Genomic DNA, 15,234 nt, shown 5'->3' with positions numbered 1-15,234 from the left:
CGGGCGCTTCAGCCCGCCCGGGCGCGGAATTTCCCCACAGAAGAGTATCTGAACGGATGATCCTGTTGCGCACTCTCGGCCTCATGCTGGTGTTCCTGGTGGCAAGCCTATTGCCGTCGAACGCAGCCGAAGCCGATCTGCGCGCCATCGTCGCCAAATTCGCCACGGGCACGGGCTTTGCCGCCACTGAGGCTGTTGTGCGCGAACTTGCCGCCACCGGCGATCCGCTGGTTGAACGGCCGCTTGCAGCCCTCGCCGAAGGCAATCTCTACATTCGTAAAGCCGATTCAGCCGTCTTCGTCGGCAGTGAGGCCGCCGACGGCGTCACGCTGCTCGACCCGCTGAGCGGCGAGAAAGCCGGCGACGCCGCCAAGGCCGACATCACCAAGATCAAGGTCAACAACACGCTGCGCCGTGTCATCCGAGATGCGCTGGGAACGCTGACGTTGCGCGCGAAAGATCCTTCTGTCCGCATCGCCGCCGCCGACACCATGTTCAAGACCCCCGATGCCGCCAATATCGAGCCGCTCGATGCAGCCATCGCCGCCGAGACCGACGCCAAGGTCAAGGCATTGTTCGAACAGGCGCGCGCGGCATCGGTGCTGGTCTCCGATAAGCCGGAGGCCGACAAGCTTGCCGCCATTGCCCTGATCGGCGCGCGCGGCGACCGCGACGCGGTCTCGCTGCTCACCGCGGTCGAGGCCAATGCGCAAGGCGCGGTCAAGGATGCCGCGACGGCGGCAATCGCCAGTATCAATTCGAGCCTGGCGCTGTGGGATGCCGGCCAGAACATATGGTACGGCATCTCGCTTGGCTCGGTGCTGCTGCTGGCCGCCATCGGCCTCGCCATCACCTTCGGCGTCATGGGCGTCATCAACATGGCGCATGGCGAGATGGTGATGCTCGGCGCCTACACCACCTTCGTCGTCCAGCAGGTGATCCGAACCTCATTCCCCGGCCTGTTCGACTGGTCGCTGGTGATCGCGCTGCCGCTCGCCTTCCTGGTTGCCGCTTCCGTCGGCCTGATCATCGAGCGCGGCGTCATCCGTTTCCTCTACGGCCGGCCGCTGGAAACGCTGCTCGCAACCTGGGGCGTCTCGCTTGTCCTGCAGCAGGCGGTGCGCTCGATCTTCGGACCGACCAACCAGGAGGTCGGCAACCCCTCCTGGATGTCGGGATCGTTCGATGTCGGCCAACTCGCCGTCACCTGGAACCGCCTCTGGATCCTGGTCTTCGCGCTCACCGTCTTCGGCGTGCTGCTCTTTGTTATGAAGCGCACGCCCTGGGGCCTTCAGATGCGCGCCGTCACCGCCAACCGCCGCATGGCCGCCTCGATGGGCATCAGGACGCCTTGGGTCGATGCGCTGACCTTTGCGCTCGGCTCCGGCATTGCCGGCATTGCCGGCGTCGCGCTCAGCCAGATCGACAATGTCTCGCCCAATCTCGGCCGCGGCTACATCATCGACAGCTTCATGGTCGTGGTCTTCGGCGGCGTCGGCAATCTCTGGGGCACGCTGGTCGGCGCCTTCTCGCTCGGCATCGTCAACAAGGTTCTCGAACCCTATGCTGGCGCGGTGCTCGGCAAGATCGTCGTGCTGGTGCTGATCATCCTGTTCATCCAGAAGCGCCCGCGCGGCCTGTTCGCGCTCAAGGGCAGGGCGGTGGAAACATGATCACGGGACGCTTCTTCGCCGCGGGTGCCGACCGTCGCATCGCCATCACTATTTTCATCCTGCTGACGGCCGCCATTATCGTGCCGCTGCTCAACCTCGCAGTGTCGCCGCAAAGCGCGTTCTATATTCCGTCCTACATCGTCGCGTTGACGGGCAAGTACCTCTGCTATGCATTGCTTGCCTTGGCGCTCGATCTCGTCTGGGGCTATTGCGGCATCCTCTCGCTCGGCCATGGCGCCTTCTTCGCCCTCGGCGGCTATGCGATGGGCATGTACCTCATGCGCCAGATCGGCTCGCGCGGCGTTTACGGCAATCCGATCCTGCCCGATTTCATGGTGTTCCTGAACTACAAGGAATTGCCCTGGTTCTGGACCGGTTTCGACCACTTCTGGTTCGCCGCCATCATGGTGCTGGCGGTGCCCGGCCTGCTCGCCTTCGTCTTCGGCTGGTTCGCCTTTCGCAGCCGCGTCACCGGCGTCTATCTCTCCATCATCACCCAGGCGATGACCTACGCGCTGCTGCTCGCCTTCTTCCGCAACGACATGGGTTTCGGCGGCAACAACGGCTTGACCGATTTCAAGGATATTCTGGGCTTCAACGTGCAGGCCGACGCCACCCGCTCGGCCCTGTTTGCCGCCAGCGCCATCATACTCGCGCTCGCCGTCTTCATCACCTGGGCGATCGTCGGCTCCAAATACGGCAAGCTGCTGATGGCGGTGCGCGACGCCGAGAGCCGCACCCGCTTCCTCGGCTGGCGGGCGGAGAACGTGAAGCTGTTTGCCTTCACCGTCTCGGCTGTCATGGCCGGCATCGCCGGCGCGCTCTATGTGCCGCAGGTCGGTATCATCAATCCCGGCGAATTCGAGCCGTCCAATTCCATCGAAGTCGTGATCTGGGCAGCCGTCGGTGGGCGCGGCACCATTGTCGGCCCGATCGTCGGCGCGCTGCTGGTCAACGCCGGCAAATCCTGGTTCACCGGCCTGCTGCCGGAGTTCTGGCTGTTTGCGCTCGGCGGCCTGTTCGTCGCCGTAACCCTGTTCCTGCCCAAGGGCATCGTCGGCATGTGGGATTCCTGGCGCGGTAACGCTCGGGCGATGCGGGCTGCAGCGATTGCAGAGGAAGCGGGCACAGACCCTGATGCCGCGCCGCCATTGAAGATCGTGCGCAGCGCAGCAACAACGCCCGGTGCCTGGTCCGCGTCCGGGCCTGAACCGCAGCCGGCGGAATAGAGCGATGTCGAAGTCCAACACCATCCTCTATCTCGACGGCGTCTCGGTCTCCTTCGACGGTTTCCGCGCCATCAACAATCTGTCGCTGGTGCTCGACAAGGGCGAGATGCGCGCCATCATCGGTCCCAACGGCGCCGGCAAGACGACGATGATGGACATCGTCACCGGCAAGACCCGGCCCGACGAGGGCGAAGTGTTCTTCGACGGCCAGGTCGATCTGACCCGGCACGACGAGGCGGAGATCGCCATGATGGGCATCGGCCGCAAATTCCAGAAGCCGACCGTCTTCGAAAGCCACAGCGTCGAAGACAATCTGATGCTGGCGCTGAAGGGCCCGCGCTCGATCTTTCCGGCGCTGTTCCATCGCCGCTCGGCCGCCGAAGCCAGACAGATCGACGACATCCTCGGCATCATCCGGCTGGGCGACAAGCGCCACGATCTGGCAGCCAATCTCAGCCATGGCCAGAAACAGTGGCTGGAGATCGGCATGCTGCTGGCGCAGGACCCGAAGCTGCTTTTGGTTGACGAGCCGGTCGCAGGGATGACCGATGCCGAGACCGAGGAAACCGCGCGGCTGCTCAAGGACATAGCGCGCGACCATTCGGTCATCGTCGTCGAGCACGACATGCATTTCGTGCGCGAACTCGGCGTCAAGGTCACCTGCCTGCATGAGGGCTCGGTGCTGTCGGAAGGCTCGCTCGATTTCGTCTCGGCCGACGAGCGGGTCGTCGAAGTTTATCTCGGGAGATGAGCATGGTCTGGCGGGTGCAATTCCATCGCTTCGACTTTTCGTTCCTCCGCTTCTGGAGAAGGCGCTGACATGCTCGAAGTTTCCAACGCCACGCTCCATTACGGCGCTGCTCAGGCGCTGCGCGGTGTGTCGCTGACGGCGGGTGCCGGCAAGATCACCTGCGTGCTCGGCCGCAACGGCGTCGGCAAGACCAGTTTGATGAGATCGATCGTCGGCCACCACCGGCTGACGAGCGGAAGCGTTGCCTTCGAGGGGAAGGCGCTCGACCGGAGCGCGGCGTATGATCGCGCCCGGTCGGGCATCGCATTCGTACCGCAGGGCAGGGAGATCTTTCCGCTGCTGACGGTGCGCGAAAACCTGGAGTCCGGCTTTGCGCCGTTGAAGCGCGCCGACCGCAACGTGCCGGCGCATGTCTTCGAACTGTTTCCGGTGCTGAAGCAGATGCTGGGGCGGCGCGGCGGCGATCTCTCAGGCGGCCAGCAGCAGCAGCTCGCCATCGGCCGGGCGCTCGTCATGCGGCCGAAACTGCTGGTGCTCGACGAGCCGACCGAAGGCATCCAGCCCTCGATCATCAAGGACATCGGCCGCGCCATCCGCTATTTGCGCGACCAGGCCGGCATTGCGGTGCTTCTGGTCGAGCAATATCTCGATTTCTGCCGCGAGCTCGCCGACGAGGTCAACATCATGGACCGCGGCCAGATCGTCCACACCGGCCCGGCCGAAGATCTCGACCGGGCGGACGTCAGGAAGTTTCTGACGGTTTAACGCAGGTCGACGGCTGCACGGATCGTACACGTCGAAGATTGGCTGAAATGCCCACAACCACTTCGTCATTCTAGGGCGGAGCCAAGGAGCGGAGCGACGCGCGCAGACCCTAGTATCCATGCCGCGACATCAGCCAAAGAGTGCCGCGATGCAGAACAAGATCGCTTCTGCGGCACATTGGCATTCCACATTCTGCACCGTTAATGACGCTTCTTCGTCCCGGCATGGATCCCTGGGTCTTCGCTCCGCTTCGGGTCGCTACGCCCAAGGATGATGAAGTCGCGAAGATCCGCGCCCGTTGCGTCGGACTTTCGTCCGAGGCCGCCACCTCTGGCACGCCGAATACTGCATGCTAGTCTTTCCTAGGCCTCGGTGAGTCGGCCGCTTCCGTATCAGTCTGGTTCTGTAGCAGATCGAGGGAATATGCTGGCTCAGCCTGCAAGTTCCACGCAAGCAAGCCACCCTAGCTTCCCTCGCAGTTCTGATTGTCGGTCGATGCGTTCAGATAATCTTGCCAGGAGAATAGGGCTATGGAACGGTTCGTCGAGGACCACCAGAAACGACGGCTGACAGAGCGTGTCGACATCATCACCGCCATCAACATTCTGCGCTCGCAAGGCTACCAGCAGGATGAGCTGATCGGCGAAATCACCAAGGTTTTCTACGTCGACCTCGACACTTACAACGAGATCGTCATAGCGGCCTAAAAGCGCGTCGCGCCTGAACGGCCTCATGCGACGCGCTTTGGGGTGTTGTTTTACGTGTGGTGAGGTTCAGGCCGGCTGAATATCAGCCCAGCCTACCCGGCGCGCCGGAAGGCGAGCACACGGTTGCGGCCGCCGCGCTTGGCGCCGTAAAGCGCCTTGTCGGCGGCGCTGAGCACCTTGTCGAATTTGGTGCCGCCCTCGCTGCCGAAGGCGTAGCCGGCGCTGACGGTGCAGGAGAGCAGGCGGGTCTCGGTATCGATCCGGCGCATGGCAAAACTGGCCCGGATCCGCTCGGCTATGAATTCCACCTTTTCAGGCAAGGTGCGATCGAGCACCAATGCAAATTCCTCTCCGCCCATGCGCGCGGCGACATCGCCCGGCTGGAGATTGGCGGTCAAATCCTTGGCGAACAGTTTCAGCACCTCGTCGCCGGTGGCATGGCCGAACTCGTCATTTATCGCCTTGAAGCCGTCGAGATCGAACACGATCACGGCGGTGAAGGACCGGACAGGTGTTTTGCCGTGCAGGTCGAACAAAGCGCGCCGGTTGAGCAGTCCGGTCAGCGGATCGGTCAGCGCTTCGCGGCGATGATACTGCGCCAGGCGTCCCTGGTTGAGCGCCAGCGAGAGCGCGCCGATGCCGGTCATGCACGCGATGACGACGATGAGGCTGAAATCCTCGGCCCAGTTGCTCGGCGCATGGCCAAGCACCAGCCTGCCATCCCAGACAAGTGCACCGGAGCACAGCACGAAGGAAATTGCGGTGGCTGTGTAGAGCCCGGCAATGCCGAGGATCGGGGCCGGGAATTCGGTGCGGCCCTTCCAGTATTCATAGGCCGTCGCAAACAAAAGCAGCGCGGCGAAGGCATTCTCCAGCATGAAGCCCAGCCCGTCATAGCCAAGCGCCATCGGCGGCAAGGCGACTGCCAGCGAGACGCCGGCGCCGACAGCAATGCGGGGCAGCGGTGACCTCCCTGTCGTGAACTGATGGGCAGCGCCCAGCATGGTCGCGAAGCCGAGCAGCAGGAACGTGAAGCTGGCGAGGCCGAGCAGGCGCCCGGGCGCGTCGATATAGGCCTGGTAGGCGAAGACGTCGGCAACGATAAGAAGCACGCTGACGGCCCAGGTCAGCAGGAATTTTTCCGAGCGCGCGGTAAGCCAGATGCCGAACAGCGTCAGGCCGAGGCAAGCGGCGGAAAACCCGACAGCCAACAGAAGGGAACTGTAGTCGAGCGACATGCCCTCGTCCTTGCGCGCGGCGGCCGGCCTCTAGAAAGGACCCGCACCGGATTTATGCAGGAAGGAGGTATCGATAAGGTTACGATGCGCATAAGCTATCACGCTTCGGTTGATCGTAGCAATTCTGGGTTGAAACCCTTTTCAAGGGAAAGCGCTACCCGGATTTCCGGGAAAACCGGTCCGCACTTTTCCTGGAATTGCTCCTAATGCATGTCGCCCAGAAGTGTGCCGCGGTTCTGGGACAACGGCATGCATCAAGACAAAGACTTAAATCGCGCCGTATGAATCCGTTTCAGCGCGACGCGCTTTAACCGATCAGCTCACCCGCTTCATCAGCGCCATGGCGCCGAACGGCGCGCGCACCTTGCCCTCGGTGATGAAGTAGACGAACACGTCGCGCGGTTTCACCGGCGCGTCGAAAGTCGGATCGGCGCGCCGCAGATCGGCCGGCTGCTTGCCTTGCGCCCAGGTCTTCACCCGCGCTGCCCATTCGTCCAAGCCATTCGGCGTATAGCAATCCGGATTGTCGTCGCTGCCGGTCTGCAGCCGCGCATAGATAAAATCGCCGGTGATGTCGGCGATACCAGGATATTTGGCATGGTCGGCATAGACGATTGCCGCCTTGTATTTGCGCGCCAGGCCCACAAATTCCGGCACGCTGAAACTGTCGTTGCGCACTTCCAGCGCATGGCGCAGCGCCACGCCATCCTGCTTTTCCGGCAGCAGCTTCAGGAAGGCCTCGAAATCGTCGGCGTCGAACTTTTTCGTCGGCGCGAACTGCCACAGGATCGGGCCCAGCTTGTCGCCCAGCGCGGCAATGCCGGAGCCGAGGAAGCGCGTGATGGACTCGCCGGCTTCGCCAAGCACGCGGCGGTTGGTGACGAAGCGATTGCCCTTCAGCGAATAGACGAAACCGTCCGGCGCCTCGCCCGCCCATTTGACGAAGGTCGGCTCCTTGAAGCTGGAATAGTAGGTGCCGTTGACCTCGATGCTCGGTACCTGGCGGGTGGCGTAACTCAGCTGTTTGGCCTTGGAAAGCTTGTCCGGGTAGAAGGACGTATCCCAGGGTTCGAAAGTCCAGCCGCCCATCCCGGCGCGGATTGTTCCTTGGCTGATCATCGTCTTCCTCCCAGTTCTAAAAATGCGGTCAGGCTATTTTTCCAACCGGTTTGATCATGTCGACCACGGTCCATCCGGGACGGTGGGGATTGGCTCGGCGGCCCGTTTCGTGGAAGCCATAGGCCGTATAGATCTCGATGTTCCGCTCCATGCGCGAATTGGTGTAGAGCCGCACCTCCGGCACCCCCCATAGCCGCGCCTGTTCCTGGGCGAAGTCGAGCAGCGCGGTGCCGAGTTTCCTGCCCTGGAAAGCGGGGGAGACCGCGACGCTGAAGATCATCGCATGATCGGGATGGCGCTCAATAACGATCAGCCCGGCGAGTTCCGCGCCGCTCTCCAAGAGCCAGACCTCGCCACGCTCGATGCGTGGCGCATAGTCCTCGGTGACTGGGAGCGGCGGCGCGCCTAACAGGGGCGTGTAGTGCTCATAGGCGGTCTGCGTCAGCGAGACGACTGCGTCGAGATCACCGGCAAGCGCCTGTCGGACTGTCATTCAAAGCTCTCCAGGCGCCCGACCGGTCTGTCAGTTACTCCGCCGCTTCGCGCTTGCCTCCGGGCCGCCGCTCCAAAAGCTCCTTCAGGAACTGGCCGGTGTAGCTGCGCTTTTCGCGCACGATGGCTTCCGGTGTGCCCTGTGCCACCAGTTCGCCACCGCCATCGCCGCCTTCGGGGCCGAGGTCGAGCACCCAGTCGGCGGTCTTGATGACTTCGAGATTGTGCTCGATGACCACCACCGTGTTGCCCTGGTCGACCAGTTCGTGAAGCACTTCCAGCAACTTGGCGACGTCGTGGAAGTGCAGGCCGGTGGTCGGCTCGTCGAGGATGTAGAGCGTCTTGCCGGTCGCCTTGCGCGACAATTCCTTGGCGAGCTTGATGCGCTGCGCCTCGCCGCCCGACAGCGTCGTCGCCTGCTGGCCGATATGGATGTAGCCGAGGCCGACCTGCTTCAGCGTCTCCAGCTTGTCGCGCACCCCGGGCACGGCGGCAAAGAAATCGACGCCTTCCTCGACCGTCATGTCCAGGACGTCGGCGATCGACTTGCCCTTGAACAGGACGTCGAGCGTCTCGCGGTTGTAGCGCTTGCCGTGGCAGACGTCGCACGTGACGTAGACGTCGGGCAGGAAGTGCATCTCGATCTTGATGACGCCGTCGCCCTGGCAGGCTTCGCAGCGGCCGCCCTTGACGTTGAAGGAGAAGCGCCCCGGCTGGTAGCCGCGGGCCTTGGCTTCGGGCAGACCGGCGAACCAGTCGCGGATCGGTGTGAAGGCGCCGGTGTAGGTGGCCGGGTTCGAACGCGGTGTGCGGCCGATCGGCGACTGGTCGATGTCGATGACCTTGTCGAGGAATTCGAGGCCCTCGATGCGGTCGTGATCGGCCGGATGCTCGCGCGAGCCCATGATGCGGCGCGACGCCGCCTTGAACAGCGTCTCGATCAGGAAGGTCGATTTGCCGCCGCCAGACACGCCGGTGACGGCGGTAAAAGTGCCGAGCGGGATTTCGGCAGTGACGTTCTTGAGATTGTTGCCGCGCGCGCCGACGATCCTCAGCCGGCGGTTTTTCTTGGCCTCGCGCCTGACACCGGGCGTGGCGACTTCGAGCGCGCCCGACAGATATTTACCGGTGATCGAGTTGGGATTGGCCATCACCTGCTGCGGCGTGCCCTGGGCGATGATCTCGCCGCCATGAATGCCGGCGGCCGGACCCATGTCGACGACATAATCGGCATGCAGGATGGCGTCCTCGTCATGCTCGACGACGATCACCGTGTTGCCGATGTCGCGCAGATGCTTGAGCGTGTCGAGCAGGCGGGCATTGTCGCGCTGGTGCAGGCCGATCGACGGCTCGTCCAGCACATAGAGCACGCCGGTGAGGCCGGAGCCGATCTGCGACGCCAGCCTTATGCGCTGGCTCTCGCCGCCCGACAGCGTGCCGGAATTGCGCGACAGCGTCAGATAGTCGAGGCCGACATCGTTGAGGAAGCGCAGGCGGTCACGGATTTCCTTGAGAACGCGCACCGCGATCTCGTTCTGCTGGTCGTTGAGATGTGGCGGCAGTTCGGTGATCCACTGGTCGGCCTTGCGGATCGACAGCTCTGTGACTTCGCCGATATGCTTGCCGGCGATCTTCACCGCCAGCGCTTCCGGCTTCAGCCGGTATCCCTTGCAGACCGGGCAGGGCGTCGCCGACATGAAGCGCTCGATCTCCTCGCGCATCCAGGCGGATTCGGTTTCCTTCCACCGCCGTTCGAGATTGGGAATGACGCCCTCGAACGTCTTGGTGGTCTTGTAGGAGCGCAGGCCGTCATTATATTGGAAGGTGACCTCGCGCTCGCCGGTGCCGCGCAGGACGGCTTCCTTGGCCTCTTCGGTCAGGTCTTTGAACTTGTCGCCGAGCTTGAAGCCATAGGCTTTGCCCAGCGCTTCCAGCGTCTGGGCGTAATAGGGTGAGGTCGACTTCGCCCACGGGCTGACGGCGCCGTCGCGCAGCGAGACGTTTTCGTCCGGCACGATCAGGCTGGCGTCGATGGCGCGCTGGTTGCCGAGGCCGTCGCAGGTCGGGCAGGCGCCGAACGGGTTGTTGAACGAGAACAGCCTGGGCTCGATCTCCGGAATGGTGAAGCCGGAAACCGGGCAGGCGAATTTTTCCGAGAACAGGATGCGCTCATGCGTCTCGTTCTTCGATTTGTTGACCGAGTCCTCGCCGGTCTGGCTGGCGTCGAGCGGCCGGTCGGCGAACTCGGCCACCGCCAGCCCTTCGGCGAGCTTCAGCGCCGTTTCGATGGAATCGGCAAGCCGTGTCGCCAGGTCGCCGCGCACGACGATGCGGTCGACGACGACGTCGATGTCGTGCTTGTACTTCTTGTCCAGCGCCGGCACGTCGGCGATCTCGTAGAAGACGCCGTCGACCTTGACGCGCTGAAAGCCCTTCTTCTGCAGCTCCAGCAGTTCCTTGCGATATTCGCCCTTGCGGCCGCGCACGATCGGCGCCAGCAGGAAAAGGCGCGTGCCTTCCTCGACAGCCAGCACCCGGTCGACCATCTGGCTGACCGTCTGGCTTTCGATCGGCAGGCCGGTCGCCGGCGAATAGGGGATGCCGACGCGCGCGAACAGCAGGCGCATGTAGTCGTAGATCTCGGTGACGGTGCCGACTGTCGAGCGTGGGTTCTTCGACGTGGTCTTCTGCTCGATCGAGATGGCCGGCGACAGCCCGTCGATCTGGTCGACATCCGGCTTCTGCATCATTTCGAGGAACTGGCGCGCATAAGCCGACAGGCTCTCGACGTAACGGCGCTGGCCCTCGGCATAGATGGTGTCGAAAGCAAGCGACGATTTGCCGGAGCCCGACAGGCCGGTCATGACGATCAGGCTGTCACGCGGCAGGTCGAGATCGACATTCTTCAGGTTGTGTTCGCGTGCCCCGCGAATGGAAAGGTATTTATGGTCGGCCATCGCCGGTCGCCGCCTCAGGTCTGGTGTCAGTGGGATCGGCGGGTTTTCCCGGCCATTCCCTATGTAGGTATTTTTGCCGCCACGTCGAGAGACGCCACACTTCTCGACCAAGGCCGTTTAACCGTCTTTCGCGCGAAGGGGCAAGCGGAAAGAACAAAGGCCGAACACGCTCCTGACAAAGCTGTGCAGAAACTGACAAGGGTGTTTCAGAAACTGACCGTGACGCAAGCTCCCGGCGATCACATTTTCCGTAACCGGCTATTCAAGGTTGACGTCGTCGAATCGGGGGCGCACTCTGCCGGAGTCAACGGAGCCGGCCGTCTTTGATGGCCTCGCCGCCCATAGCGGCCTGCGAGACGCCGCAGGTTTTTGCGATTTGTGCTTCGGATTGACACCTGTCGCAACGGACATAGGAGCGGAGCATGACGCCACCGGATAGTCCCTTGAGGCTCCACCTGCTAGTGGAGCCGCGGCGGGCATAAGTGCCAGGTAGTTTCGAGGCATTGAAGTGTATGTGTCCAAATGGACGCATCGCGACAATCCAACAAACCACCCGACAAACCGTGACCTGCCGAATCCCACAAAAATCAGAGACGGCTAGTCGGATCGTCGGCTGAACGCCGCGTAGCATCCGAAATCAAAGTCGGTATAACACTACCGGCAGTTTGGATTTGGAATCCAAAAAAAGCCCCGACCGTTAGCGGAAGCAACGGCGGGGCTGTTCTTTTGTGAGGAAGTCGTCGGCGCAGGGTTTCTCTCCCGTATAATAACTGGGAGAAGGGGCTACCGGTGCGGCGGCTTGATCCCACCCGTGCCGACATCGACAGTGATGTTGCCGGAAATCCTGACATCGGTGTCGCCGATCTTGAACGTGCCGTTCTCGCCGGCAGGCAGCGCGTCGTCCGGCTCCGGCTGCGGCGCGGGCTTGGCGATGCGGTAGTCGCCGGCCACGCCGGGCAGGGCGCCTTTCGGCGACGTGCTGCTGCTGTCCCCGGCAAATGCCATGCTCGATGTCGCCGCCGTGATGGCAATGGCTATGGTCAGTCTGTTCAGGTGGTAGCGCATGGCAAGACTATAGTGCCGCGCTCAAGGCGAGGCCAGACCAGCGGTGTTGAAATGAGGGAACACCGGCCTGCATTCAATCCGCCGATCAGGCCGCCGCCTTTTTGCGGGTGTCGAACACATGGTCGACGAGGCCCCACTCCTTGGCCTCCTTGGCGGTCATGAAGAAATCACGGTCGAGCGTGCGTTCGACCTCTTCATAGGTGCGGCCGCAATGCTGCGCATACAGTTCCGTCATGTGCCGTTTGGTGCGCAAAATGCCTTCGGCATGGCGCTGGATGTCGGAGGCCTGGCCCTGGAAGCCGCCCAAAGGCTGGTGCAGCACGATGCTGGCGTTGGGGAGCGCGATGCGCCGCCCCGGCGTTCCCGCCATCAGCAGGAAGGAGGCCATCGACGCGGCAAAGCCCATGCACACGGTCGACACCGGGCAGCTGACATATTGCATCGTGTCGTAGATGGCGAAACCGCTGGTCACCACGCCGCCCGGCGAGTTGATGTAGAGCGAGATCTCCTTGTCGGGATTGTCCGATTCCAGCGACAGGAGCTGGGCGCAGACCAGCGCCGACATGCCGTCATTGATCTCGCCATTGACGAAGATGATGCGCTCGCGCAGCAGCCGCGAGAAAATGTCGAAGGCGCGTTCGCCGCGGCTCGATTGCTCGATCACCATCGGCACCAGATTGGCAAAGCCGCTCATCTCATTGTCTCCGTTTTGATTTTTCCGGTTCAGGCAGCGCGCAGCAACAGGCGCGGCGCGTTGGCGGCGACTGGCGGCTTGGGCTTGTATGCGCGCAGCGAGAGCCGGCAGGCGGCGCCCGCCATCGCCACCGCAGGCGTTGCCGCCGCGGCAAACCCGTCATGAACAATGCGCAAATGCGTGCCACCGGAAACAGTGCGGGCAAGCGTGAAGGTCACGATACTGTCCAGCCCATTGGCATCGCCGGTTTCAGAACGCTCGCGCCAGGAATAGCGCAGCAGGCGCCCCGGTTCGGCATCGAGCACTTCGCACTCGATCGGCTTCTCAGGCCCGGCAAAGGCAAAGCGGCTGCCGGTTTCCGGATTGATGTCGTTCGGCATCATCCATTCCGCCAAGAGGTCCGGCACGGTCAGTGCCCGCCACACTTTTTCCGGTGCGTCCGGCAGATCGCATTCGAAGGCGAGGGCATCCTTGGCGGTCTGCGTCTGCTTTTCGTCGGTCATTGGTCCATGTCCTTCAAAACGGCCTTCAGTCTTTCGATGCGCTCCGGCCAGAATGCGCGGTAGCGTTCGATCCAGCCGAGCAGCGGCTCGAGCCCTTGCGGATCGGCGCGATAGTAGGCGTTGCGGCCGGCGCGTCTTTCGCTGACCAGGCCTGCGCCGCGCAGCACGGCAAGGTGCTGCGACACCGCCGGCTGCGACACGCTCATGCCGGTGCGCAACTCCGACACGCTCATCTCGCCGGAAGTCAGCCGCTCGTAGACGGCGCGTCGCGTCGGGTCGGCCAGGGCGCGAAAAATCTCTGCTTCGATCATGGCAAAAGCATAAGTCGATACTTATCGATTTGGCAAGGGGTGTTTTGAATGCCGCGTATTGATTGGATCCTGCCGGGCCTCTAAGCCGTGGGGAACAAGATGGGCCGATCATCGCGAGGCAGGAGTAGTATTTATGAATTCCAACGTCGATCTTTCGTCCGCCGAGAACCTCAACGAGGCTCTGAGGCTCTATCGCCGCCTCGTACTCGGTATAGGAGCGATCGCCGTCATCGGTTTCGTGGCCGTGATCTTGTTGGCCAAGCTGGGTACGGCGCTATCCCCGCCATACGGGATTTACATCTTCGGCGAAGGATTGGGGACCTGGGGCCTGATCGCGGTGGTAGCGGCGCTCGTCGCTCAGGTGTGGTGGCACGGGCGCGCGATCGGGAAATTGCTGAATGACCCGGCTCTGAAATCTGAACCTGCAGTCGGGCTGATGTCGGCGCCAACCGTGATCGCACAGCGCGCCCATGGCATGGGCATGGAGTGGAGCGGCTTTTTCGGTCCGTTGCCACCAGTTAAAAAACGGCGCTGACGACACCGCTTCTCGCCCCTGCGTGTCAGCTAAATCCACGCGCCCGCGTCGGCGATTGCTGCCATTCCTTGACAATCCGTGGGTAACAGTATAGGAACGAAAAGGGAACAAAAACCTTGTGGGAAAAGCCAGCCGCGGCAAGCCAGGATTGTCCGCGGCCTGTAAGGTGAACGACTTGATATTTGTTTCGGATGAGCGCGGAGAATTGTCATGGCGGGTAGCGTCAACAAGGTCATTCTGGTCGGTAACCTCGGCGCGGACCCTGAAATCCGCCGCCTGAATTCTGGTGACCCGGTCGTCAACATCCGCATCGCCACGTCGGAAAGCTGGCGCGACAAGAACTCCGGCGAGCGCAAGGAAAAGACCGAATGGCACAACGTGGTCATTTTCAATGACCAGATCGCCAAGGTCGCCGAGCAGTACCTGAAGAAGGGCATGAAGGTTTACGTCGAAGGCCAGCTGCAGACACGCAAATGGCAGGATCAGACCGGCGCCGACAAGTATACGACCGAAGTCGTGTTGCAGAAATTCCGCGGCGAGCTGCAGATGCTCGATTCTCGCGGCGAGGGCGGCGGTCAGGTCGGCAACTATGCCGCCGGCGGCGGCAGCGCGAGCCGTGGCTCGGATTTCGGCCAGTCTGGCCCCAATGAGAGCTTCAACCGCGGCGGCAACAGCGGTGGCGGCGGTTCCAAGGGCGGCGGTGGCGGCGGCTCGTCGCGCGAACTGGACGACGAAATCCCGTTCTGAGCTGACGGTAGTCAGCGATATCTGAGGAGAGGGCGCGATGTCGCTCGGACCGCTTCTATCGGCGCGCCCTCCCATTCCATGGCACGCCTTCGCGGCCCTTGCCGCGCTGGCCATTGGCGCTACGCAACTGGCGCTGCCGAAAGGCACGACGCGTCATCGTGTCGTCGGCTATACCTGGGCGGCGCTGATGCTGGTCGTCGCCATCTCCAGTTTCTGGATCCAGCAGATACGCCTCGTCGGTCCGTTCAGCCCGATCCATCTCTTGTCGATTTTAGTGTTGATCGCCGTGCCGCTGGCGGTCTGGCACGCGCATATGCATCGGGTCGCCAAACATCGCAGGGTCATGATATCGCTGTATGTTTTCGCCCTGATCGGCGCCGGCGTGTTCACGCTGCTGCCGGGGCGGATCATGCACACGGTCGTCTTCGGCCAGTGACGCTTTCTGAAG

Annotated in this window: 17 protein-coding genes; 9 read left to right on the top strand and 8 right to left on the bottom strand. The window is 62.7% G+C overall.

Going from position 1 to position 15,234, the window contains the following annotated elements:
* Positions 1–56: 56 nt before the first annotated feature.
* The 5 genes from urtB to ACYG9R_RS26900 all read left to right on the top strand — a co-directional run bounded on the left by urtB (position 57) and on the right by ACYG9R_RS26900 (position 5,125).
* Complete coding sequence (gene urtB / locus ACYG9R_RS26920; protein WP_023824844.1) at positions 57–1,673, top strand: urea ABC transporter permease subunit UrtB; 1,617 nt, start codon at positions 57–59, stop codon at positions 1,671–1,673.
* On the top strand, positions 1,670–2,902 hold the full coding sequence (urtC, locus tag ACYG9R_RS26915) for an urea ABC transporter permease subunit UrtC (RefSeq protein ID WP_023688641.1): 1,233 nt from the start codon (positions 1,670–1,672) through the stop codon (positions 2,900–2,902). The genes urtB and urtC overlap by 4 nt, the downstream gene beginning before the upstream one ends.
* A 4-nt stretch (positions 2,903–2,906) precedes the next feature.
* Positions 2,907–3,653 carry an urea ABC transporter ATP-binding protein UrtD gene (urtD, locus tag ACYG9R_RS26910; RefSeq protein ID WP_023696501.1) on the top strand — a complete coding sequence of 249 codons (747 nt, stop codon included), beginning with the start codon at positions 2,907–2,909 and terminating at the stop codon, positions 3,651–3,653.
* Between the two features lie 69 nt (positions 3,654–3,722).
* The gene (gene urtE / locus ACYG9R_RS26905) at positions 3,723–4,418 is read left to right on the top strand and encodes an urea ABC transporter ATP-binding subunit UrtE (RefSeq protein WP_023688639.1); all 696 of its coding nucleotides are present in this window, start codon (positions 3,723–3,725) and stop codon (positions 4,416–4,418) included.
* A 530-nt stretch (positions 4,419–4,948) separates the two neighbouring features.
* Entirely contained in the window at positions 4,949–5,125 is a 177-nt protein-coding gene (locus ACYG9R_RS26900; protein ID WP_023670936.1) for a hypothetical protein, read from the top strand.
* Positions 5,126–5,217: 92 nt separating this feature from the next.
* Here the strand turns inward: ACYG9R_RS26900 and ACYG9R_RS26895 are convergent, their stop codons facing one another.
* The 4 genes from ACYG9R_RS26895 to uvrA form a co-directional block, all read right to left on the bottom strand.
* A complete protein-coding gene (locus ACYG9R_RS26895; protein ID WP_023688638.1) occupies positions 5,218–6,363 on the bottom strand; it encodes a GGDEF domain-containing protein in 1,146 nt (381 codons plus the stop codon).
* A 315-nt stretch (positions 6,364–6,678) separates the two neighbouring features.
* Complete coding sequence (locus tag ACYG9R_RS26890; RefSeq protein ID WP_023696502.1) at positions 6,679–7,482, bottom strand: DUF72 domain-containing protein; 804 nt, start codon at positions 7,480–7,482, stop codon at positions 6,679–6,681.
* Positions 7,483–7,510: 28 nt separating this feature from the next.
* Positions 7,511–7,975, bottom strand: a complete 465-nt coding sequence (locus ACYG9R_RS26885; protein WP_023706185.1) for a GNAT family N-acetyltransferase — start codon at positions 7,973–7,975, stop codon at positions 7,511–7,513.
* A 34-nt stretch (positions 7,976–8,009) separates the two neighbouring features.
* Positions 8,010–10,931 carry an excinuclease ABC subunit UvrA gene (gene uvrA, locus ACYG9R_RS26880; RefSeq protein ID WP_023824845.1) on the bottom strand — a complete coding sequence of 974 codons (2,922 nt, stop codon included), beginning with the start codon at positions 10,929–10,931 and terminating at the stop codon, positions 8,010–8,012.
* Here uvrA and ACYG9R_RS26875 point away from each other — a divergent pair.
* Entirely contained in the window at positions 10,920–11,258 is a 339-nt protein-coding gene (locus ACYG9R_RS26875; protein WP_155923317.1) for a hypothetical protein, read from the top strand. The two genes, uvrA and ACYG9R_RS26875, sit on opposite strands and share 12 nt — an antisense overlap.
* A 456-nt stretch (positions 11,259–11,714) precedes the next feature.
* On the opposite strand, the gene ACYG9R_RS26870 is transcribed toward ACYG9R_RS26875, so the two are convergent.
* The 4 genes from ACYG9R_RS26870 to ACYG9R_RS26855 form a co-directional block, all read right to left on the bottom strand.
* Positions 11,715–11,996 carry a hypothetical protein gene (locus ACYG9R_RS26870; RefSeq protein ID WP_031199587.1) on the bottom strand — a complete coding sequence of 94 codons (282 nt, stop codon included), beginning with the start codon at positions 11,994–11,996 and terminating at the stop codon, positions 11,715–11,717.
* Positions 11,997–12,081: 85 nt separating this feature from the next.
* Complete coding sequence (locus ACYG9R_RS26865; protein ID WP_023712389.1) at positions 12,082–12,690, bottom strand: ATP-dependent Clp protease proteolytic subunit; 609 nt, start codon at positions 12,688–12,690, stop codon at positions 12,082–12,084.
* Positions 12,691–12,719: 29 nt separating this feature from the next.
* Entirely contained in the window at positions 12,720–13,193 is a 474-nt protein-coding gene (locus tag ACYG9R_RS26860) for an SRPBCC family protein (protein ID WP_023824846.1), read from the bottom strand.
* A complete protein-coding gene (locus ACYG9R_RS26855) occupies positions 13,190–13,504 on the bottom strand; it encodes an ArsR/SmtB family transcription factor (protein ID WP_023670944.1) in 315 nt (104 codons plus the stop codon). The genes ACYG9R_RS26860 and ACYG9R_RS26855 overlap by 4 nt, the downstream gene beginning before the upstream one ends.
* Positions 13,505–13,637: 133 nt before the next feature.
* Between ACYG9R_RS26855 and ACYG9R_RS26850 the strand changes: the two genes are divergently transcribed.
* The 3 genes from ACYG9R_RS26850 (at position 13,638) to ACYG9R_RS26840 (ending at position 15,222) form a co-directional block, all read left to right on the top strand.
* The gene (locus tag ACYG9R_RS26850) at positions 13,638–14,039 is read left to right on the top strand and encodes a hypothetical protein (RefSeq protein WP_023824847.1); all 402 of its coding nucleotides are present in this window, start codon (positions 13,638–13,640) and stop codon (positions 14,037–14,039) included.
* A gap of 210 nt (positions 14,040–14,249) precedes the next feature.
* Positions 14,250–14,786, top strand: a complete 537-nt coding sequence (gene ssb / locus ACYG9R_RS26845) for a single-stranded DNA-binding protein (protein WP_023746156.1) — start codon at positions 14,250–14,252, stop codon at positions 14,784–14,786.
* A gap of 37 nt (positions 14,787–14,823) precedes the next feature.
* Positions 14,824–15,222 (top strand): DUF2306 domain-containing protein, encoded by a 399-nt coding sequence (locus ACYG9R_RS26840; protein ID WP_023752202.1) that lies wholly within the window; start codon positions 14,824–14,826, stop codon positions 15,220–15,222.
* The last annotated feature ends 12 nt before the right edge of the window (positions 15,223–15,234 follow it).

Source organism: Mesorhizobium sp. RSR565B, from assembly GCF_054719465.1.
This window is presented reverse-complemented; position numbering and strand designations above follow the sequence as displayed.

Coding starts and splice junctions, on each gene's coding strand:
- urtB (WP_023824844.1), top strand. CDS start 57: ATGATCCTGTTGCGCACTCTCGGCCTCATGCTGGTGTTCCTGGTGGCA.
- urtC (WP_023688641.1), top strand. CDS start 1,670: ATGATCACGGGACGCTTCTTCGCCGCGGGTGCCGACCGTCGCATCGCC.
- urtD (WP_023696501.1), top strand. CDS start 2,907: ATGTCGAAGTCCAACACCATCCTCTATCTCGACGGCGTCTCGGTCTCC.
- urtE (WP_023688639.1), top strand. CDS start 3,723: ATGCTCGAAGTTTCCAACGCCACGCTCCATTACGGCGCTGCTCAGGCG.
- ACYG9R_RS26900 (WP_023670936.1), top strand. CDS start 4,949: ATGGAACGGTTCGTCGAGGACCACCAGAAACGACGGCTGACAGAGCGT.
- ACYG9R_RS26895 (WP_023688638.1), bottom strand. CDS start 6,363: ATGTCGCTCGACTACAGTTCCCTTCTGTTGGCTGTCGGGTTTTCCGCC.
- ACYG9R_RS26890 (WP_023696502.1), bottom strand. CDS start 7,482: ATGATCAGCCAAGGAACAATCCGCGCCGGGATGGGCGGCTGGACTTTC.
- ACYG9R_RS26885 (WP_023706185.1), bottom strand. CDS start 7,975: ATGACAGTCCGACAGGCGCTTGCCGGTGATCTCGACGCAGTCGTCTCG.
- ACYG9R_RS26875 (WP_155923317.1), top strand. CDS start 10,920: ATGGTCGGCCATCGCCGGTCGCCGCCTCAGGTCTGGTGTCAGTGGGAT.
- uvrA (WP_023824845.1), bottom strand. CDS start 10,931: ATGGCCGACCATAAATACCTTTCCATTCGCGGGGCACGCGAACACAAC.
- ACYG9R_RS26870 (WP_031199587.1), bottom strand. CDS start 11,996: ATGCGCTACCACCTGAACAGACTGACCATAGCCATTGCCATCACGGCG.
- ACYG9R_RS26865 (WP_023712389.1), bottom strand. CDS start 12,690: ATGAGCGGCTTTGCCAATCTGGTGCCGATGGTGATCGAGCAATCGAGC.
- ACYG9R_RS26860 (WP_023824846.1), bottom strand. CDS start 13,193: ATGACCGACGAAAAGCAGACGCAGACCGCCAAGGATGCCCTCGCCTTC.
- ACYG9R_RS26855 (WP_023670944.1), bottom strand. CDS start 13,504: ATGATCGAAGCAGAGATTTTTCGCGCCCTGGCCGACCCGACGCGACGC.
- ACYG9R_RS26850 (WP_023824847.1), top strand. CDS start 13,638: ATGAATTCCAACGTCGATCTTTCGTCCGCCGAGAACCTCAACGAGGCT.
- ssb (WP_023746156.1), top strand. CDS start 14,250: ATGGCGGGTAGCGTCAACAAGGTCATTCTGGTCGGTAACCTCGGCGCG.
- ACYG9R_RS26840 (WP_023752202.1), top strand. CDS start 14,824: ATGTCGCTCGGACCGCTTCTATCGGCGCGCCCTCCCATTCCATGGCAC.